This window comes from Plasticicumulans sp. (genome assembly GCF_035331805.1).
Taxonomy (GTDB): Bacteria; Pseudomonadota; Gammaproteobacteria; order Competibacterales; family Competibacteraceae; genus Plasticicumulans.
Window position 1 is genome coordinate 1 of sequence record NZ_DAOLKE010000272.1, and the last position, 4862, is coordinate 4862.

General features: G+C 72.4%; 6 protein-coding genes. 3 read left to right on the forward strand and 3 right to left on the reverse strand.

Translation table 11 applies throughout. The annotated features are described in order from the left end of the window. Positions 1-174: 174 nt before the first annotated feature. Positions 175-807 carry a glutathione S-transferase C-terminal domain-containing protein gene (locus tag PKE44_RS15030; protein ID WP_324552624.1) on the reverse strand — a complete coding sequence of 211 codons (633 nt, stop codon included), beginning with the start codon at positions 805-807 and terminating at the stop codon, positions 175-177. 91 nt (positions 808-898) lie between these two features. Further along, on the reverse strand, positions 899-2095 hold the full coding sequence (locus tag PKE44_RS15035) for an SAM-dependent methyltransferase (protein ID WP_324552627.1): 1197 nt from the start codon (positions 2093-2095) through the stop codon (positions 899-901). 68 nt (positions 2096-2163) lie between these two features. On the opposite strand from PKE44_RS15035, the gene PKE44_RS15040 reads away from it, so the two are divergent. Both PKE44_RS15040 and PKE44_RS15045 read left to right on the forward strand, forming a co-directional pair. Then, positions 2164-2913, forward strand: coding sequence for a pteridine reductase (locus PKE44_RS15040; protein WP_324552629.1), 750 nt, complete (start codon positions 2164-2166; stop codon positions 2911-2913). A gap of 62 nt (positions 2914-2975) precedes the next feature. Further along, on the forward strand, positions 2976-3668 hold the full coding sequence (locus tag PKE44_RS15045) for a TIGR04211 family SH3 domain-containing protein (protein ID WP_324552631.1): 693 nt from the start codon (positions 2976-2978) through the stop codon (positions 3666-3668). Positions 3669-3673: 5 nt separating this feature from the next. On the opposite strand, the gene folB is transcribed toward PKE44_RS15045, so the two are convergent. Beyond that, positions 3674-4033: a dihydroneopterin aldolase gene (gene folB / locus PKE44_RS15050; protein WP_324552633.1), complete on the reverse strand. Its 360-nt coding sequence runs from the start codon at positions 4031-4033 to the stop codon at positions 3674-3676. Positions 4034-4190: 157 nt separating this feature from the next. On the opposite strand from folB, the gene plsY reads away from it, so the two are divergent. Further along, positions 4191-4790, forward strand: a complete 600-nt coding sequence (gene plsY, locus PKE44_RS15055) for a glycerol-3-phosphate 1-O-acyltransferase PlsY (RefSeq protein WP_324552635.1) — start codon at positions 4191-4193, stop codon at positions 4788-4790. Positions 4791-4862: the final 72 nt, after the last annotated feature.

Genomic DNA, 4862 nt, shown 5'->3' on the forward strand with positions numbered 1-4862 from the left:
CTGGCCGCTGCCGAGCGCGCCGCGCTCGGCGAGGCCTTCGCCGCGGTGTTCGTGGCTGCGGCCGGGCTGCTGCTGCTCGGCCTGCTGCTGTGGTCGCGCGTCGTCGAACGGCCGCTGCGCGGGGCGGACGCTGCGCCGGTCAGCGCCGAAACCTGAACCGGGCAGCGCACCGGCTCAGCGATAGCCTTCCTCGCGCAGCACCTGCTGCACGGCCGGCCGCGTGCGCAGGCGCTCGAAGTGCGTGCGGCAGTGCGCCGGCAGCGGCAGGCCGAGGTGATCGGCCCAGAACTCGACGTAGAACAGCGCGGCATCGGCGATCGAGAAGGTCTCGCCGACCAGCCAGTCGCGGCCGCCGAGCTGTACCGCGAGCAGCGCGAAGCCTTCGGCGACGATCTCGCGCCCGCGCGCCTGCACGGCCGGCTGCAGCGCCGGGTCGGTCGTGTAGGCATCGGTCGTGAAGATGCGCGTGAAGCCCTGACCGTGGATCGTGCCGGTCACGTAGTCGAGCGCTTCGAGCACCCGCGCCACGGCGGTTTCTTCGGCCGGCAGCAGCCCGGCCTTCGGGAAGCGCCGCGCCAGCCAGTACGCGATTGCGGTGAAGCCGGCGAGCGCGCTGCCATCTTCGAGGCGCAGCGCCGGAATCGTGCCGCGCGGGTTGATCGCCAGATACGCCGGCTGGCGATGCTCGCCCTTCGGCAGGTTGACGATGTGCGCGGCGAAGGGCACGCCGATCTCTTCGAGCAGGATGTGGATGCCGGTCGAGCACGAACCGGGCGTCATGTACAGCGTCAGCGGCAAACGGTTCATGGCGGTCACCGGCAGCGGGATTCAGGGGGACGATCGGAGGCGGCGGCAGCGACGGCGAGCGCCCCGAGGGACGGCAGGCATGCGCCCGGCCTCACAGCCGCCCCCGCTCGTCGCGCAGCGCGAACGCCGGCAGGCGCAGGCCGATACCCTTCGTCAGCCCGATCGCCTGGAAGCGCTCGCCCATCTCGCCGGGCAGCGTCAGCAGCTTGACCTGACGCACGGCCTCGACGTGGCGCGGCAGGTCTTCGGGATCGACCTCGGCGAGCAGCGCTTCCAGGCCGCAGCCGAACAGGAACCAGGCCTGCGCGCAGTAGCCGGCGACCTCGAAGCCGGCGGCGAGCGCGGCATCGGCGACGGCGGTGAAATCGACGTGCGCGGTCAGGTCCTGAAGCCCCGGCCAGACCAGCGCGTCGTCGTGGGCGCGGTGGCGGTAGTGGCACAGGAAGGTGCCGCGCGCGCGCGACGGGTGGTAATAGGCGCGGCGCGGGTGGCCGTAGTCGATCAGGATCGCGGCCCCGGCGGCGAGCGTCTCGCCGAGGCTCGCAAACCACGCCGGCAGCGCCGGATTCCATTCCGATTCGTAGCCCTCGGCGAGCGGCCCGACCGCGGCCTCGATCGCCGCGACCGCGGCCCGGCAGCCGGCATCGGCGGGGCCGGCGACCAGTTCGAAGCCGGTTGCGGCATCACCGCGGACGTACAGCTCCTGCGGGCCGTCGGCGCCGATGCGAAAGCGCCGCACCGGCATCGCATCGAGCAGTTCGTTGCCGAGCACGACACCGCGCAGGCTGCCGGCCGGCGGCAGTGCATCGAGCCATTCGACGCGATCGAGCAGCGCCGGCACCTTCGCGGCCAGCGTCGCGCGCTGGCGTTCGCGCAGCTCGGCGCTGGCATCGAGGATGCGGTAGCGCCCGGGCAGGCAGTCGAGCCGCGCCAGTTCGGCGAGCACGCCGGCGGCCATCGTGCCGGTGCCGGCGCCGAATTCGAGCACGTCGCCACCGCCGAGTGCGGCGAGCACCGGCGCGCCGGCACGCGCCAGACAGCGCGAGAACAGCGGCGAGAGCTCCGGCGCGGTCGTGAAATCCCCGCCGGCGCCGAACTTGCGGCTGCCGGCGGCGTAGTAACCGAGGCCGGGCGCGTACAGCGCGCGCTGCATGTAGTGATCGAAGCGCAGCCGCCCGCCGGCAGCGGCGATGTCGGCGGCGATCTGATCGACCAGCCGGGCGCAGACAGCCAGCGCCTCGGATGAGGGCGCCGGAAAATCGGCGAGGGAGCGTTCGAAGGCGCGCATGGAGCTTTCCGCAGCGGGCACAAGTCGGCGAAGCTAGCCGCAACCGACTGCGCGAGGGGGCGAGGGCCGTGGAGGATATCACCGGGGATGCACGCGTCGCGCTGGTCACCGGCGCAGCGCGCCGGGTCGGCGCCGAGATCGTGCGCACGCTGCACGCGACCGGCTGGCGCATCGCGCTGCACTACCGCAGCGCCGCCGCCGAGGCCGAGACGCTCGCTTCCGAACTGAACGCCCGGCGCACGGCCTCGGTCGCGACCTTCGCCGCCGACCTGCTCGACACCGCGGCGCTGCCCGGGCTGGTCGAGGCGGCGGCGACGGTCTGGGGCCGGCTCGACCTGCTGGTCAACAACGCCTCGTCGTTCTACGCGACGCCGGTCGGGCAGGCGACCGAGGCGCACTGGGACGATCTGGTCGGCTCGAACCTGAAGGCACCGTTCTTCCTGAGCCAGGCCGCGGCGCCGTGGCTGCGCGCGCACGAGGGCTGCATCGTCAACATCGTCGACCTGCACGCCGGCCGGCCGATGGACGAGCACCCCATCTACTGCGCCGCCAAGGCAGGCCTGGCCTCGCTGACGCGCTCGCTGGCACGCGAACTGGCCCCGGAGGTGCGCGTCAACGGCATCGCGCCGGGCGCGATCCTGTGGCCGGAGCACTCGATCGACGCCGGCGAGCGCGAGCGCATCCTCGGGCGCGTGCCGCTCGGGCGCGCCGGTTCGCCGGCCGACATCGCGCGCACGCTGCTGTTCCTGGTGCAGTACGCGCCCTACGTGACCGGGCAGATCATCGCCGTCGACGGCGGGCGCACGACCGGCGTCTGAAGCCGGGTCGGGGTACACTCGCCGGCTCTGTGCCGCATGCCCCGTTGTGAGGAAGTCCCCCGATGCGCCGTCCGACGCTCGCCGCGCTCTGCCTGCTCTGCACCCTGCTCACGCTGCTGCCGGTCGCCTCCGCGCCGGCGAAGACCGTCCGCTACGTCAGTGACAGCCTCGAAGTGCCGCTGCGCGCCGGCGCCAGCCTGCGCCACCGGATCGTGCGCATGCTGCCGAGCGGCACGCAGGTCGAGGTGCTGGAGACCGACACCGACAAGGGTTTCGCGCTGGTGCGCACGGCCGATGGCACCGTGCAGGGCTGGCTGCCGAACCAGTACCTGATGGAAACGCCGTCGGCGCGCACGGCCCTCGGCACCATGCAGACCGAGTTCGATCGCGTGCGCTCCGAGAACGCCAGCCTCAAGGAACGCCTCGACACGCTGACCACGCAGAAGGTCGATGCCGAGACGAGCTTCTCGCAGCTGTCCTCCGACAACCACCGGCTGGCGCAGGAACTGGCGACGATCCGCAGGACCGCCGCCAACGCCATCGCCATCGACCAGCAGAACAAGGACCTGCAGGAGCGCGTCGTCAACCTGGAGCGCGAGCTGCAGATCGTGCAGCAGGAGAACCAGTCGCTGGCCGATCGCAGCAACAGGGACTGGTTCCTGCTCGGGGCCGGCGTGCTGGTCTCGGGCGTGCTGGTCGGGCTGATCCTGCCGCGGCTGCGCGTGCAGCGGCGCAGCCGCTGGGGCGAGCTCTGAGCGAATCAGCCGCCGGCGGCGCTGCGCTCGATGCGCACGCCGACGGCGCGCGCACCGCGCACCGCCGCCGGCTTGGTCAGCGTCAGCCGCAGCCACGGCACGTGGAACTCCGTGATCAGCAGCTCGGCGATGCGCTCGGCGAGCGTCTCGACCAGTTCCCAGCGCTCGCCGCCGACGTAGGCGCCGAGGCGCGTGGCGACCGCCATGTAGTCGAGCGCATCCTCCAGCGCACCGCTGGCGGCGCTGCGGCGCACGTCGGTGCCGAGTTCGAGGTCGAGGACGATGGTCTGGCGGATGCCGCGCTCCCATTCGTAGACGCCGATCGTGGTCTCGATGCTCAGGTCGCGGATGAAGATGATGTCCATTCGCCGGCTCGGTGGCTTTTGCGAGAAGATCCATGATCGCCGGAAACGACCGCCAATGCTCCCCCGCGCATCGCCGCCGCAGGAGCGCCGGCCATCGCCGTCCGTGTTCCTCCTTCCCTGCGGCTTCCCGCCGCCTCCCAGGACTCCTGCTCCGCCCATGACCAGCGCCCTGCTCTGCCTCGTGTTCGCGTATCTGTGCGGCTCGGTCTCGACCGCGATCCTCGTCTGCCGGCTCATGGGCCTGCCCGATCCGCGCTCGGAGGGCTCGCGCAACCCCGGCGCGACCAACGTGCTGCGCATCGGCGGCAGGAAGGCCGCCGCGATCACGCTGGCCGGTGACTTCCTGAAAGGGCTGATCCCGGTGGTGGTCGCGCGCGCCTTCGGGCAGGGGCCGGAAGTGCTGGCGGCGACGGCGTTCGCGGCCTTCCTCGGCCATCTGTACCCGGTGTTCTTCGGCTTCCAGGGCGGCAAGGGCGTGGCGACCGCGCTCGGCGTCATGGTCGGGCTGTCGTGGCAGGTGGCGCTGGCCGCGCTCGCGACCTGGCTGGTGATCGCGCGGGTCTGGAAGATTTCCTCGCTCGCGGCACTCGGCGCCGCGACGCTGTCGCCGCTGTACGCGCTGCTGTTCGGCCTGCCCGGGGCCTACGCGCTGGCGCTGCTGCCGATGGTCGCGCTGCTGCTGTGGCGCCACCGCGAGAACATCCGCCGCATCCGCGCCGGCACCGAAAGCCGCATCGGCGACAAGAAGAAGACCTGATCCGGCCCCGGCTACGCGAGGGCCGGCGGCGGCTGCAGCGCATCGAGCGGCCAGCGCGGCACGGCGCGGATC

Excerpts from the sequence above, each read along its gene's own strand:
- PKE44_RS15030 (WP_324552624.1), bottom strand. The coding sequence starts at position 807 with ATGAACCGTTTGCCGCTGACGCTGTACATGACGCCCGGTTCGTGCTCG.
- PKE44_RS15035 (WP_324552627.1), bottom strand. The coding sequence starts at position 2,095 with ATGCGCGCCTTCGAACGCTCCCTCGCCGATTTTCCGGCGCCCTCATCC.
- PKE44_RS15045 (WP_324552631.1), top strand. The coding sequence starts at position 2,976 with ATGCGCCGTCCGACGCTCGCCGCGCTCTGCCTGCTCTGCACCCTGCTC.
- folB (WP_324552633.1), bottom strand. The coding sequence starts at position 4,033 with ATGGACATCATCTTCATCCGCGACCTGAGCATCGAGACCACGATCGGC.
- plsY (WP_324552635.1), top strand. The coding sequence starts at position 4,191 with ATGACCAGCGCCCTGCTCTGCCTCGTGTTCGCGTATCTGTGCGGCTCG.